18 protein-coding genes are annotated in these 13,182 nt (G+C 62.8%); 13 read left to right on the forward strand and 5 right to left on the reverse strand.

Annotated features, from left to right (window positions below; genetic code table 11):
- Positions 1-144: 144 nt before the first annotated feature.
- The 3 genes from GA0004734_RS09265 to hemB all read right to left on the reverse strand — a co-directional run bounded on the left by GA0004734_RS09265 (position 145) and on the right by hemB (position 2,301).
- Positions 145-618 carry an RDD family protein gene (locus tag GA0004734_RS09265; RefSeq protein ID WP_092933156.1) on the reverse strand — a complete coding sequence of 158 codons (474 nt, stop codon included), beginning with the start codon at positions 616-618 and terminating at the stop codon, positions 145-147.
- 62 nt (positions 619-680) lie between these two features.
- Positions 681-1,277 (reverse strand): class I SAM-dependent methyltransferase, encoded by a 597-nt coding sequence (locus tag GA0004734_RS09270; RefSeq protein ID WP_092933158.1) that lies wholly within the window; start codon positions 1,275-1,277, stop codon positions 681-683.
- A gap of 7 nt (positions 1,278-1,284) precedes the next feature.
- Entirely contained in the window at positions 1,285-2,301 is a 1,017-nt protein-coding gene (hemB, locus tag GA0004734_RS09275) for a porphobilinogen synthase (protein WP_092933160.1), read from the reverse strand.
- A gap of 214 nt (positions 2,302-2,515) precedes the next feature.
- On the opposite strand from hemB, the gene GA0004734_RS09280 reads away from it, so the two are divergent.
- The 11 genes from GA0004734_RS09280 (at position 2,516) to GA0004734_RS09330 (ending at position 10,369) form a co-directional block, all read left to right on the forward strand.
- Positions 2,516-2,743, forward strand: coding sequence for a hypothetical protein (locus GA0004734_RS09280; RefSeq protein WP_092933162.1), 228 nt, complete (start codon positions 2,516-2,518; stop codon positions 2,741-2,743).
- A complete protein-coding gene (locus GA0004734_RS09285) occupies positions 2,740-3,033 on the forward strand; it encodes a type II toxin-antitoxin system RelE/ParE family toxin (RefSeq protein ID WP_092933164.1) in 294 nt (97 codons plus the stop codon). Before GA0004734_RS09280 ends, GA0004734_RS09285 begins: the two co-directional genes overlap by 4 nt.
- Positions 3,034-3,105: 72 nt before the next feature.
- Positions 3,106-3,513 carry a DUF6163 family protein gene (locus GA0004734_RS09290; protein ID WP_092936118.1) on the forward strand — a complete coding sequence of 136 codons (408 nt, stop codon included), beginning with the start codon at positions 3,106-3,108 and terminating at the stop codon, positions 3,511-3,513.
- A 160-nt stretch (positions 3,514-3,673) separates the two neighbouring features.
- Positions 3,674-4,210, forward strand: coding sequence for a transcriptional regulator LdtR (locus GA0004734_RS09295; protein ID WP_092933166.1), 537 nt, complete (start codon positions 3,674-3,676; stop codon positions 4,208-4,210).
- A gap of 496 nt (positions 4,211-4,706) precedes the next feature.
- Entirely contained in the window at positions 4,707-6,029 is a 1,323-nt protein-coding gene (locus GA0004734_RS09300) for a L,D-transpeptidase family protein (RefSeq protein WP_092933168.1), read from the forward strand.
- 127 nt (positions 6,030-6,156) lie between these two features.
- Entirely contained in the window at positions 6,157-6,399 is a 243-nt protein-coding gene (locus GA0004734_RS09305; protein WP_092933170.1) for a DUF1902 domain-containing protein, read from the forward strand.
- The gene (locus GA0004734_RS09310; protein ID WP_092933172.1) at positions 6,399-6,593 is read left to right on the forward strand and encodes a type II toxin-antitoxin system HicA family toxin; all 195 of its coding nucleotides are present in this window, start codon (positions 6,399-6,401) and stop codon (positions 6,591-6,593) included. Before GA0004734_RS09305 ends, GA0004734_RS09310 begins: the two co-directional genes overlap by 1 nt.
- Before the next feature lie 129 nt (positions 6,594-6,722).
- A complete protein-coding gene (gene glyA, locus GA0004734_RS09315; RefSeq protein ID WP_092933174.1) occupies positions 6,723-8,021 on the forward strand; it encodes a serine hydroxymethyltransferase in 1,299 nt (432 codons plus the stop codon).
- Between the two features lie 12 nt (positions 8,022-8,033).
- Positions 8,034-8,507, forward strand: a complete 474-nt coding sequence (gene nrdR, locus GA0004734_RS09320) for a transcriptional regulator NrdR (protein ID WP_092933176.1) — start codon at positions 8,034-8,036, stop codon at positions 8,505-8,507.
- Positions 8,508-8,645: 138 nt separating this feature from the next.
- Positions 8,646-9,752: a bifunctional diaminohydroxyphosphoribosylaminopyrimidine deaminase/5-amino-6-(5-phosphoribosylamino)uracil reductase RibD gene (gene ribD / locus GA0004734_RS09325; RefSeq protein ID WP_245292498.1), complete on the forward strand. Its 1,107-nt coding sequence runs from the start codon at positions 8,646-8,648 to the stop codon at positions 9,750-9,752.
- A complete protein-coding gene (locus GA0004734_RS09330) occupies positions 9,752-10,369 on the forward strand; it encodes a riboflavin synthase (protein ID WP_092933180.1) in 618 nt (205 codons plus the stop codon). The genes ribD and GA0004734_RS09330 overlap by 1 nt, the downstream gene beginning before the upstream one ends.
- Positions 10,370-10,387: 18 nt before the next feature.
- On the opposite strand, the gene GA0004734_RS09335 is transcribed toward GA0004734_RS09330, so the two are convergent.
- On the reverse strand, positions 10,388-10,906 hold the full coding sequence (locus GA0004734_RS09335) for a GNAT family N-acetyltransferase (RefSeq protein ID WP_092933182.1): 519 nt from the start codon (positions 10,904-10,906) through the stop codon (positions 10,388-10,390).
- Positions 10,907-11,076: 170 nt separating this feature from the next.
- Here GA0004734_RS09335 and ribH point away from each other — a divergent pair, with 170 nt between their 5' ends.
- Together ribH and nusB are read left to right on the forward strand one after the other, a co-directional pair.
- Positions 11,077-11,538: a 6,7-dimethyl-8-ribityllumazine synthase gene (gene ribH, locus GA0004734_RS09340; RefSeq protein ID WP_092936120.1), complete on the forward strand. Its 462-nt coding sequence runs from the start codon at positions 11,077-11,079 to the stop codon at positions 11,536-11,538.
- On the forward strand, positions 11,535-12,020 hold the full coding sequence (gene nusB / locus GA0004734_RS09345) for a transcription antitermination factor NusB (protein ID WP_092933184.1): 486 nt from the start codon (positions 11,535-11,537) through the stop codon (positions 12,018-12,020). The genes ribH and nusB overlap by 4 nt, the downstream gene beginning before the upstream one ends.
- A gap of 54 nt (positions 12,021-12,074) precedes the next feature.
- On the opposite strand, the gene GA0004734_RS09350 is transcribed toward nusB, so the two are convergent.
- Positions 12,075-13,040, reverse strand: coding sequence for a bifunctional helix-turn-helix transcriptional regulator/GNAT family N-acetyltransferase (locus GA0004734_RS09350; RefSeq protein WP_092936122.1), 966 nt, complete (start codon positions 13,038-13,040; stop codon positions 12,075-12,077).
- Between the last annotated feature and the right edge of the window lie 142 nt (positions 13,041-13,182).

The following is a 13,182-nucleotide window of genomic DNA, read 5'->3' on the forward strand; positions in this document are numbered from 1 at the left end:
TCATCTGGGGCGGCGATCACACTTCATGACCATACGATACGATCACAGCAGCATGGCTCAAGAATGAAAAAGGTCAACCGGCCGTTAACACGACCGGTCGAAAACACGTCGGATTGATGCGGCAGTGTGGCTGCGTGGGCGCTTCTAGCGCAGAGGGTAACCGTCACGGCGCACCGTCACAGTGCCGATGAGGAAGTCGTGCAGCAGACGGCCGCGATCCGTAAAGAGGCCGATGAGCACGATGAACGGCGTCAGAAAGGCGTTCGCGATCCAGAAGATCACCAGATGCACGATCGCCGTCATGAAATCCATCGGCCGACCGTCTGTGCGCGCGATCGCCAGACCCATCATGGCCATGCCCGGCGATGCCTGCGAACGACCGCCGACGGTGACGCCGAAGTAGAGCATCGCGACGATGGCAAACAGCGCGGGATAGAGCAGGAAGCCGAAGCCCAGCGTCAAAATGCCGAGGAAGAACACGACCACGGCCGCGGGAATCCACAGCAGCGCGACGAAGAGGTAATCGACGCAGAACGCAATGACCCGACGGCTGAGAACACCGCGATAGGCGCGCCAGTCGGTACTGGGAAAGCGAACGTCATCATGGCTTACGGTCATCTGGGTCTCCATTTCGATACATGGAATATGGGAATGCGCGGTCTTCTCTGCAATGGCACGTTCTATCTCCGGACCCAGACCGTGATCAAAGAGACATCGATCCCGTCATAGCCATTCGATGTCCGACGCTGCATGTTGAGACGAGCCCACGGCTGAAGGTCGAACTGTTCTAGCAGCCAGTCGTGCGAAGGGAAATTGAAGTGGCGGCCGAGGCTGTCTTGGCCTTCCCCGTTGCCCTCTTTGAAGGTCGCGAAAAAGATGCCATCGGACCGCAATGCGCTGTGAATGCGCTGCAGGATGGCCGCAAGCTCGGCGCGGGGCGCATGCAGCAGGGAGGCATTGGCCCAGACCCCGTCGAATGCCGTTTGTTCATCGAGTTCCATGAAGCGCATGACGCGGACCGGGTGCCCGAGCCGCCGTTCGGCCTCGCGCGCCATCTCCGGCGAGCCGTCCGTCGGCAGGACATGGAAACCGCGATCCATCAGCAGACGGCTGTCGTGCCCGCCGCCGCAGCCGAGTTCGAGCACGCGTGCGCCGGGTGGGAGAAGGCCCGTGAACGTCTCGAGGTTCTCGACGTTCCGATCCTTGCCCGACCAGTCGGCATAGGCGTTGGCCTCTTTCGCATAGAAGGCAAGGGTCGGATCCCCTGGGTTCTGCATGGCGCAATTATCCCTTTCGCGCCAGCAGTCGTGCCACGTCCAGCGCGAAATAGCTGAGAATGCCGTCGCAGCCGGCGCGTTTGAAGGCGAGCAGGGTTTCCATCATGACGCGTTCCTCGTCGATCCAGCCTTGCGCGCCGGCGGCCTTGATCATCGAATATTCGCCGGAGACCTGATAGGCGAAGACGGGCAGGCCGAAGGCGTCTTTCATGCGCCAGCAGATGTCGAGATAGGGCAGGCCGGGCTTCACCATCATCATATCGGCGCCTTCCTCCACGTCGAGGGCGGCGTCACGGAGCGCCTCGGTGGCATTGGCAGGGTCTATATAATAGGTCTTCTTATCGCCCTTCAGCAGGCCGCTGGTGCCGATGGCTTCGCGGTAGGGGCCGTAGAAGGCCGAGGCGAATTTTGTGGCATAGGCCATGATGCCGACATTCTGGTGACCGGCGGCGTCCAGAGCCTGACGAATGACGCCGATGCGGCCATCCATCATGTCGGAGGGCGCGATGATATCGGCGCCGGCATCGGCCTGCGCGACGGCGGCGCGGGCGATCCGGGACACGGTCTCGTCATTGACGATTTCACCATCGCGCAAAATGCCGTCATGGCCGTGGCTCGTGAAGGGATCGAGCGCGACGTCGGTGATGACGCCGATGCCGGGTACGGCCTTCTTAATGGCGCGGGTCGCCTGATTGATCAGGTTGTCGGCATCCAGACTGTGGGAGCCCGCGTCGTCCCGCAGCGACATATCGACATTCGGGAAGGTGGCGAGTGCGGGAATGCCGAGATCGGCCGCCTCGCGTGCGGCCTCCACCGCCTTGTCGACGCTGAGGCGCATGACGCCGGGCATGGCCGCGATCGGCTCCACCACGTTCGTGCCGGGCACGAGGAAGATCGGCCAGATCAGGTCGTCCACCGTCAGCTGGTTCTCGCGCACCATTCGCCGCGTCCAGTCCGCCTTTCGGTTGCGGCGCATGCGGCGGTGTCCGGTGATGAGGTCCACGATATCTGTCTTGTCGGTCATGAGAGGCGTCTTTCGAAAATTGCGCGAGCACGCGCCAGGCAGCATTTGACGAACATTTATCACGAGGGGGCAGGGAGGCAAAACATCGGAGGTGCGGCGTCTCGCCCCGGTTCTGCGTGTAATGCGTGTGTTGGCGCGTCCGATCGTGGGGGCACGATGCAACAGTTTCCGGAGAGTCGGCTTTTCCGCGCCGCTGTTTCCTGCATAATGGGGCATGACCGAGCTCCTAGAAAAAGCCGTTGAGGCCGCCCGTGCTCTTCCTGCCGTCGTCCAGGACGAGATCGCTCGCACGATACTGATCCTCGCCCGCGAGGAGTCGGAGCCGGTTCCATTGAGCGCGGGGGAGCTTGCAGCGATTGCCGTTTCCAAGAGCGCAGCCTCCCGCGGCGAGTTTGCAACCGACGAGGACATGCGCCTTATCTGGGCCGCACACGGTCTGTGAGGCTTCGCTACACCAGACCGGCGATGATCGACCTCGAGAACGTTGCGGATTATATCGGTGCGCGTTCACCGCAAGGCGCGCGTCGAGTCATGCAGCGTATCAAGACCTTAATCGAGCAGCTTCAGGATCAGCCTTCTGCCGGCGCCCGTACGCAAGATCCCCCGATTCGTCGTTTGATCGCGTTGCCCTATCCCTACCTGATTTTCTACGAGATCACCGAGGCCGAGATCGTCATTCATGCCGTGCGGCATGGTTCCCGCGATCCCGCCGCCATGCCTGGACAAACGTGACGATCGATCACGTTGCCGCCTGCTCCCATCCCAGTCTAGCGGTACCCGCCATCCGCCCTTATGGTCGCCGCCATGTCCAATGATTCTGTCCATGTCCCCAAGGTCTCGCTGACGGAGACGCTGTTCGGCGTCTTCCTGCGGCTGGTGGCGATTTCGTGCTTCTGGTTCGGTCTGAACTATTGGGCGTTGCTGATCGGCTATTCCTTCAACGGGTCCGGTCGGTTCGATCTTTTGACCGTGCCATGGCGCGTGGCAGCGGCGACGCTCGCGGTTGCCTATCCAGTCGCGGCGCTGGGCTTGTGGCTTCTGGTGTCCTGGGGACCGGTCATCTGGGTCGTGGCGGCGGCGACCGAAATCGTCATGTTCGGCTTCTATCCCGACCTCTTCGGCACCAAGCCGCTGATCCTTGTGCTGCATGGCGGGGCCGCTCTGATCTTCGTCGCATTTCGGGGCGTGATCCTCTACCAGCGCATGCGTTAGCGGCGGGTTGCAAGATTTGATTCACCCTGACACAGATGCCGCCAATGGTAAGCTCATGTTAAGGCTGCGGTTTAAGTAGAATTTTATACGTATTCGATAGTGTCTCCCTCAAGGCGGGAAAACATAACCACCGCCACCCAAACAGAGAGAGACCGTCATCATGAACACCAAGCTCAAGGCACAGGCTTCGTCCAATAGCTCGGGCAACACCGTTGCTCACAAAGATCCGCAGGAAGATGCGATCCGCTCCCTGTACATGGAATCGCTGCACCTCGTCGAGCGCCTGCACCGCCGCCTGCTCGACGTCATCAAGGACGAATTCGACCGGCAGGGCCGCAGCGACGTCAACGCCGTCCAGGCCCTTCTCCTCTTCAACATCGGCAACTCGGAACTGACGGCCGGCGAGCTGCGCTCGCGGGGCTACTATCTCGGCTCCAACGTTTCCTACAACGTCAAGAAGCTCGTCGACCTCGGCTTCATCAACCACCAGCGCTCGCGCATCGACCGTCGCTCGGTCCGCATCAGCCTGACGGAAGACGGCCAGGGCATCGCCGAAACGGTTGCCAAGCTCTATGAGCGCCACATCGGCTCGATCCACAAGGTCGGCGGCATCGGCACCGACGAATTCGGCCAGATGAACAAGCTGCTCCAGCGCCTCGACCGCTTCTGGAACGACAGTATTGCCTATCGCATGTAAGATTGGCGGGGTACGATCTCTTTAAAAAGGCCGGGCGCGGGATGGCGTCCGGCCTTTCGTGTGTCCGCCGTGAGCGACAGCCGGAGATAGCAGCCGCAACGTGCATCGTCACGATGTTGTCAACGGTCGTGATCCGGGCTTGAGGATGTTGCCTGCCAAAGCCGCGACGAGGATCGATCCGCCCCGGAATCAAGGCCGGAAAGGCTGTTGCAGGAAGGACGCAGTGCCTTGTCTCCCGGTACTTCCGCGCGCTTTCCTGCTGGTTGCGTGACACCGTTTGGCCATATTGGTATGGGACGTAAAATTCTGAAAAACCGGCCCGGAATGTGGGTTCGGTGAAGCGGTTTTCGGCGCTGGCGCGCCCGCATCGCGGGGTCTCTGAGGCTCCTTCAACCGCCGAAGCGCCACTCCGCTGCGGGCAGGTTTGCCTTTGTTAACCGTAATCGTGATAGCGCTGGAGGCGAAATTTGCCTCGCAGCATCTGATGGTAGGGATCATGTCGAAGAAAAACGGAATCGATGCTCATAGCCGCCGCGCCTTCCTGCGCTCCGCCGCCACGCTCGGCGCGGCGGCCTGGGCCGGTGGTGCGTTCGCGCAGGACGCGCTGGTGGACATCATCAACGCGCCGCGCCGCGGCGTGTGGGACGATCAGTTCGACGCACAGGCTTCGCGCACCGCGCTGGCTGTCTCGTCGAACAATCCGATCTTCAGCATGGAGACCATCTACAACACGCAGACGGCAATCGGCCAGTATCAGCGGATCGTATCAGCCGGCGGCTGGCCCGAGGTCAATCCGTCGCAGCGTCTGGAACTTGGCGTTTCCGACCCGTCGGTGCGCGCATTGCGTCAGCACCTGATCGCCGCCGGCGATCTCGACCAGTCGTCCGGCATGTCCGACAACTTCGACAGCTATGTCGACGGCGCGGTCAAGCGCTTTCAGGCCCGCCACGGCCTGCCACCGGATGGCGTTCTCGGCGAATACTCGCTGAAGGCTCTGAATATCTCGGCCAATGTGCGCCTGCAGCAGCTGAACACCAATCTGGTGCGCCTGCAGTCCATGTCGGGCGATCTCGGCATGCGCCACGTCGTGGTCAACATTCCCGCGGCCTATATCGAGGCGGTGGAAAACGGCCGCGTGGTTCAGCGCCACACGGCCATCGTCGGCCGCCTGTCGCGCCCGACGCACATCATCAATTCGAAGATCTACGAGGTCATCCTCAACCCGTACTGGACCGCGCCGCGCTCGATCGTCGAGAAGGACATAGTGCCTCTGATGCGCAAGGACCCGGAATATCTCAAGAAGAACGCCATCCGCCTGATCGACGGGCAGGGTAACGAGGTCTCGCCGGAAACGATCGACTGGAACGCCGAGAAGGCGCCGAACCTGACGTTCCGCCAGGACCCGGGCAAGATCAACGCCATGGCATCGACCAAGATCAACTTCCACAACCCGAACAACGAATACATGCACGACACGCCGTCGCAGGGCCTGTTCAACAAGCTCGCCCGCTTCGAAAGCTCGGGCTGCGTCCGCGTTCAGAATGTGCGCGACCTGACGACCTGGCTCCTGCGGGACACCCCCGGCTGGTCCCGCAGCCAGATCGAGGCGACCATCCGCTCGGGCCAGAACAACCCGATCAAGCTTGCGGTCGAAGTGCCCGTCTACTTCAAGTACATCACCGCCTGGGCCGCCAAGGACGGTGTCGTCCAGTTCCGCGACGACATCTACCAGATGGACGGCGAACAGGAACTGGCGCTCCAGACGACCGCCGGCATCGAGCCGGTCACCGGTGGCCTGGATGGTGGCATCGCGCAGTAAACGTCGATGATGTGATGATTTCGACGGCCGCGCTTCCTAGGAGTGCGGCCGTTTTTGTTTGTGGATGGCACTGTTGAACCGTCACCGCTTCATGCATACTTGCGAAAGCACATCAAGGAGAACGCGGATGAAGTCGATGTCGATCCTGGTTCGTGCGTTTTGGGACGGCGAGGCCTCAGTCTGGGTTGCCACGAGCAACGATATCGATGGCCTCGCGGTCGAGGCAGGCTCTGTCGAGGAACTCGAGGCCAAGGTTCTCACTGCCGTTGCCGACCTGATCGAACTCAATGGCTCGCCGTCCGATCTGCCGGAGATACCCGTGCATATCATGGCGGAGCATGTCGCAAAGATTCCGAATCCGTTCTTCTGATGGGCGGGTATCTCAGGGATCTCAAGGCAATGCTGGAGGCGGCCGGCTGTCACTTTCACCGCGCCGGAAAGGGTGACCATGAGATCTGGTTCAGCCCAATCACCAAACGGTACTTCACGGTCGATCACGGCGTCAAATCCCGTCACACGGCCAATGAGACGTTGAAGCAGGCAGGCCTGCCCAAGGCATTCTGAAGCAACGATCATAGGATCTCCCAACCATAGCGCAGACGCCGCGGCAAATGGCGCAAAACGCGGGGCGCGGGTTGCCCTTGGCATGCGACGGAGATAAACACCGTGCCACCGCCCTACAGGAGCCTGATCATGAGCGATACAGCCGCCAACGACGTCTTCTTCAACCGGTCTCTCGCCGATAGCGACCCGGATATTTTCGGTGCGATCGAGAAGGAGCTGGGTCGCCAGCGCCATGAGATCGAGCTGATCGCCTCTGAAAACATCGTCTCGCGCGCTGTGCTGGAAGCGCAGGGCTCGATCATGACCAACAAATATGCCGAGGGCTATCCCGGCAAGCGCTATTATGGTGGCTGCCAGTTCGTCGATATCGCCGAGGAACTGGCGATCGACCGGGCAAAGCAGCTGTTCGGCGTCAACTTCGCCAATGTGCAGCCCAATTCCGGTTCGCAGATGAACCAGGCCGTGTTTCTGGCGCTTCTTCAGCCGGGCGATACGTTCATGGGTCTCGACCTGAACTCGGGCGGGCACCTGACGCATGGCTCGCCGGTCAACATGTCCGGCAAGTGGTTCAACGTCGTCTCCTATGGCGTGCGCGAGGAAGATCACCTTCTCGACATGGACGCGGTCGCCGAAAGCGCGCGCAAGCACAAGCCGAAGGTGATCATCGCTGGCGGCACGGCCTATTCCCGCATCTGGGACTGGAAGCGCTTCCGGGAAATCGCCGACGAGGTCGGCGCGTGGTTGATGGTCGACATGGCGCACATCGCCGGTCTGGTCGCCGGTGGCCAGCACCCGTCCCCGTTCCCGCATTGCCACGTCGCCACGACGACGACGCACAAGTCGCTCCGCGGCCCGCGCGGCGGCATGATCCTAACGAATGACGAGGATCTGGCGAAGAAGTTCAACTCGGCCGTCTTCCCCGGCCTTCAGGGCGGCCCCCTGATGCACGTCATCGCGGCAAAGGCGGTTGCGTTCGGTGAGGCGTTGAAGCCAGAGTTCAAGGACTATGCGGCCCAGATCGTCAAGAACGCCAAGACGCTCTCGCAGACGCTGGTCGATGGCGGTCTCGATATCGTCTCCGGTGGCACCGATAACCACCTGATGCTGGTCGATCTTCGCAAGAAGAACGCGACGGGCAAGCGGGCGGAAGCAGCACTCGGCCGCGCCTACATCACTTGCAACAAGAACGGCATTCCCTTCGATCCGGAAAAGCCCTTCGTCACGTCTGGCGTGCGGCTCGGCACCCCGGCCGGCACGACGCGTGGTTTCAAGGAAGCCGAATTCCGCGAAATCGGCAACCTGATCGTCGAGACGCTGGACGGCCTCAAGGTCGCCAATTCCGACGAGGGTAACGCGGTTGTTGAAGCCGGCGTCCGCGAGAAGGTCGTCGCATTGACCGGTCGCTTCCCGATGTACGGCTACCTGTAAGGCTGTCACGCCATGCGCTGCCCTTTTTGCGGATCGGAAGATAGTCAGGTCAAGGATTCCAGACCTGCGGAAGACGGGGCAGCCATTCGCCGCCGCCGTATCTGTCCGGATTGCGGCGGGCGCTTCACCACGTTCGAGCGCGTGCAATTGCGCGAACTCATGGTGCTGAAGAAGACCGGTCGGAAGGCGCCTTTCGACCGGGAGAAGCTGATGCGGTCCTTCGAGATCGCGCTGCGCAAGCGGCCGGTCGAGCGTGAGCGGATCGAGCGGGCCGTTTCGGGCATCGTCCGGCGGCTGGAAAGCTCGGGCGAGAGCGAGATCGCCTCGGAGGAAATCGGCCTGCAGGTGCTGGAAGCGCTGAAGGCTCTCGATGACGTCGCCTTCGTGCGCTACGCTTCCGTCTATCGCGATTTCTCCCATGCGGAGGATTTCGAGAAGGTGATGGCGGAGCTTTCCGCGAAGATCGCCCGCGACCCCGGCGCCTGACCGGAAACCCGAGACATGACGCCTTCGACCGACCCAAACCAAGACCCTGCCGCCCCTGAGGCAGGCGCGGTCGATGGCGTGAAACCCGGACTTGCAATCGGTCAAATTTCAGCCGGTGAGAAGGCGGATGCCCGGCTGATGGCGGAAGCGATCGCGGTCGGCGCCGGCAATCTGGGCTTCACCGGCAGCAATCCCTCGGTTGGCTGCTTGATCGTACGTGATGACGGGGAAGAGCCGCGCGTCATCGCCGCTGCCGTCACCGCACCCGGCGGTCGCCCGCATGCGGAAACGCAGGCGCTGGCGCAAGCCGGCGAGGCGGCCCGGGGCGCCACCGCCTATGTCACGCTCGAACCCTGCTCCCACCACGGTCATACGCCGCCCTGCGCCGAGGCCTTGATCCGGGCGGGCATCGCCCGCGTCGTCATCTCGGTGGTGGATCCCGATACGCGCGTTTCCGGCCGCGGCATCGCCATGCTGCGCGAAGCCGGTATAGCCGTGGAGACGGGGGTGCTGGAAGCGAAAGGCGAACGTGCGCTTGAAGCCTACCTCACGCGCAAGCGCCTCGGCCGTCCGCATGTAACGCTGAAACTTGCTGTGTCGCGCGACGGCATGATCGGCTCTCGTGCATGCGGGCCGGGTCAGGGGCAGGTCGCGATCACCGGGCCGGAAAGCCGGGGTTATGTGCAGCATCTGCGTGCCCGGTCGGATGCCATCCTCGTCGGCATCGGCACAGCTATCGCCGACGATCCGGAACTGACCGTGCGCTTACCGGGGCTCGAAGACCGCTCGCCGGTTCGCATCGTGCTCGACGGAAACCTGCGGCTTTCACCCGACAGCAAGCTCGCCCGCACGGCCCATCAGATTCCGGTCATCGCGGTGGCTGGTGTGCTGTCGCCGGATGATGCAGATGTCGATGCGCACGGGCGGCAGGCCCGGGCGGATGCCCTTTCGGCGCTGGGGGTCGAAGTGCTCGAATGGGACCCGCGCCGGCTCGATCTGCTGCTGCCGGCGCTGGCCAGCCGCGGCCTGTCCTCGCTGCTGGTGGAAGGGGGCGCACGCACTGCCACCTCCTTCCTTGAGGCGGGCATGGTCGATCGTCTGCTGCTTTTCACTGGATCGCCAACCATCGGCGCAGAAGGGATTGCATCGCCCGTTCGCTCCGGTCTTGTACCCGCGCCATTCATGCATACGTCTGGCGAGGCCTTTGGGCCTGACCACCTGGATATTTACGAGAGGACACCCTGATGTTCACTGGCATCGTGACGGATATCGGCAAGGTCGAGAGCGTGACGCCGCTCGACGAGGGCGTTCGGCTGCGGGTCGCAACGGCCTATGACCCCGCCACCATCGACATCGGCGCCTCCATCTCCCACTCCGGCGTCTGTCTCACCGTGACGGCACTGCCCGAGGCAGGCGCAAACGACCGCTGGTTCGAGGTGGAGGCCTGGGAAGAAGCGCTGCGGCTGACGACGATCGCCGGCTGGTTGCCGGGCGCGCGTATCAATCTGGAGCGGGCGCTGAAGATCGGCGACGAACTCGGCGGTCACATCGTGTCCGGTCATATCGACGGCACGGCCGAGATTCTGTCGGTGGAGGCGGAAGGCGAGGCGACGCGGTTCCGTCTCAATGCGCCCGAGCATCTCGCCCGGTTCGTCGCGCCCAAGGGCTCCGTCGCGCTCGACGGGACGTCGCTAACGGTCAATGCCGTCAACGGCACGGAATTCGACGTGCTCCTCATCCGCCACTCGCTCGAGGTCACCACCTGGGGCGACCGCCAGGCCGGCGACCGCGTTAACTTCGAGGTGGACACGATGGCGCGCTATGCCGCGCGGCTGGCCGACTTTCCGGCAAAGGGCGTCTGACGCTGCCGTAAAACGTGACTATCTCTCGCAGAGAACGACCTGCGCGCCGTGGTAGACGGTGCGGGCCGTCTCGCGGAAGCCGAGCTTGGCGGCGACGCGCAGGGAGGCGATGTTGCCGAGATCGATGAGGCAGGTGCGGCAGGCCTTGGGATAGGTACGCTCGCTCCACTTCAGGGCGGCGGACACCGCCTCCGTGGCATAGCCCCGGCCGTGGGCCGCGGGCGAAAGCGCCCATCCGGTCTCCATCGTGCCTTCGAGCGAGGGCTGGATGACCCGGTGCAGATCGTGAAAGCCGGCCTCGCCGATGAAGGCGCCGCTCTCCTTGTCCTGCAAGGCGAAGAATCCGAAACCGAAATAATGCCACATGCCGACCTGACGCAGAAACCGCGTCCAGGCCTGCTCCCGCGAGAACGGCACGCCGCCGATGAAACGCACGACCTGCGGATCGGCAAAGAGGCTGGCATAGGCCGGGAAGTCGTCGCGGCGATAGGGGCGGAGAATGAGGCGGGTTGTCTCAAGGGTCGGGACGGTGTGCATGATGTCTCTCTTAAACGCGAATCGCGTCTGTCGCAAAGCTGCCCTGCGCGCCGCTTATCGGAAAAGGCTTGCCATTCCAGCCCTGCCATGGTTTTACCCGTGCCTCTGCCGGCAACGCGACCGGCGATTTCCACATTCCCGATTGCCTCTATTTCCAGACAGGTGAACCGATGGCCGAGAGCGTCAAGCCCCATATCCTCATCGTCGAGGCCCGCTTCTACGACGACATGGCAGATGCGCTGCTCGACGGCGCGACATCCGCGCTGAAGGACGCCGGCGCCACCTATGACGTCGTGACCGTGCCCGGCGCACTCGAAATCCCCGGCGCAATCGCCATGGCGCTCGACGGCATCGACAATGGCGCCACCGAATATGACGGCTTCGTCGCGCTCGGCATGGTCATTCGCGGCGAGACCTATCACTTCGATATCGTCGCCAACGAGTCTTGCCGCGCGCTCATGGACCTGACCGTGAGCGAGAGCCTTGCCATCGGCAACGGCATCCTGACGGTCGAAAACGACGAGCAGGCCTGGGTTCGCGCCCGCAAGTTGGAAGGCGACAAGGGCGGCTTCGCCGCGCGCGCAGCCCTGACGATGATTGCGCTGAAAGCCAGGCTCGGAGGCGAACAGTGAGCACCCCGAACGAACAGACGCCGCCCGTCAAGCAGGCGAACCAGCGTGGCGCCGCCCGCCTCGCCGCCGTGCAGGCCCTCTACCAGATGGATGTCGGCGGCACCGGTGTGCTGGAGATCGTTGCGGAATACGAGACGCATCGTCTCGGCCAGGAAATCGATGGCGACACCTACCTGAAGGCCGATGCCTCCTGGTTCCGCTCGATCGTTTCGGGCGTGGTGCGCGACCAGCGCAAGCTCGATCCGCTGATCGGTTCGGCGCTACAGGACGACTGGGCGCTTTCGCGCCTGGATTCGACGGTGCGCGCCATCCTGCGCGCCGGCACCTTCGAACTGACGGAGCGCAAGGACGTACCCGTGGCCGTCATCGTCACCGAATACGTCGAGATCGCCCGCGCCTTCTTCGAGGAAGACGAGCCGAAGCTCGTCAACGCGGTCCTCGACCGCATCGCGCGGCAATTCAGGACGGACGTGCGGAAGTAGGCCTCCTGCTTCAGACAGGTTTCGAGGTCCCCGTGTTCGGGTCTCGAATTCTGCCTATGGAGCAGAACTGATCGCCTTGCGGACGAAGCGCTGTTCGGTGACTTCCTCGCCCCATTGCCGCCCGGGCTGTTCGTCATCAAGCACAAAGCCGTTGGCCTCGTAGAGGTGGCGTGCCGCGTCCAGTCCGCGGAACGTCCAGAGGTGCGTTTCGCGAAAGCCCAGGCGGTCGCAGAAGGACAGGGCTTCGCTCAAAAGGCGGCGGCCGGCGCCGCCTCCGCGTTGCCCATCATCGACGATGAACCAGCGCAAATGTGCAAGGCCCGCGCCCAGATCCTCCCCGTCGATCGCCACGGTGCCGACGATTCTTAGGCTTTCCACAGCCGACCATAGCCCGTTGACCGGCTTGTCTAGCCGCTGGACGAACGCGGCCAATCCTGCGGCGACCTGGGCCTCGAAATAGGCGCCGAAGCCGACCCGACGATAGAAGGCCGCATGTATCTCGGCCGATCTGCCGATGATGCCGGATCGATATCCGCTTTCGATCGTGATGCCGGGACGCTCGATGCCCGGGGCATCGGTCCTGCCGGCATGAAGGGCATCGGTATAGGTGCGCAGGCCGGTGAGCACCGTCAGGCGGTCTGCGACCTCCATCCGGGAGAGGGCGGCGGAAACCTGCGATGTGGCGAAAGCATGGATGGCGGCAACGGTACCCTGTCCCTTTGTCGTCAGGCTAAGGCATTTCGAGCGTCCGTCTCCATGGCTGCTTTCCTCCCTGACCTCTCCCGCATCGACAAGTTTGCGGACAAGACGGCTGACGCTTGATTTCTCCAATCCAAGCAACGTGCAGAGCACGCTTGCTGTCATTGCCGAATGTGCCTCGATCTCGATCAGGGCGTGAACGCCGGACGGCGCCAGATCCGTGCCCGCAAGCGTCGGCTCAAGGAAACCGAGTTCCCGCACGAGACCACGGGATGCATCGCGGATGGACCGGATGGTCTCGTCAATGTCTCTCGATATCATGATGATCCCCAAAGTAGTTGTATGGTGCAACTATTTATCAGGATGTCGTCAGTGTCAAACGTGGACTATGCCTCAAGCCGAAAGGCAGAGTCGCGCGTCATCGGGAGATGTTCAAGTCTTCCACGGCAGGTTCCAAATTCAT

The organism is Rhizobium sp. 9140 (assembly GCF_900067135.1).
Classification (GTDB): domain Bacteria; phylum Pseudomonadota; class Alphaproteobacteria; order Rhizobiales; family Rhizobiaceae; genus Ferranicluibacter.